We start from the raw sequence: 219 nt of genomic DNA, 5'->3' as shown, positions 1-219 counted from the left end.
GCGTCAAGTGAAGCGTGTGGAAAACTGGACGTATGACGACACCCACGACGAATGGATCTGTGCCGCCGGCCGGCGTCTCACGTTTCAGGGACTGAAACAGGCCCGTTCGGACAACGGGTATTGGGCGACCCTGCGCGTGTACCAAGCGCACGACTGTCCGACCTGCCCCTTGAAAGCCGAGTGTACCACAGCCGAATATCGCCGGATTCAAATCAGTCC

At 59.4% G+C, this 219-nt stretch carries 1 protein-coding gene; it reads left to right on the top strand.

Translation table 11 applies throughout. The features are described from left to right. Positions 1-219 (top strand): transposase (locus tag HIJ39_RS23605; protein WP_207711915.1); only part of this gene is annotated, 219 nt, incomplete at both ends.

Source organism: Sulfobacillus harzensis, from assembly GCF_012933365.1.
Taxonomy (GTDB): Bacteria; Bacillota; Sulfobacillia; order Sulfobacillales; family Sulfobacillaceae; genus Sulfobacillus_B; species Sulfobacillus_B harzensis.
This window is presented reverse-complemented; position numbering and strand designations above follow the sequence as displayed.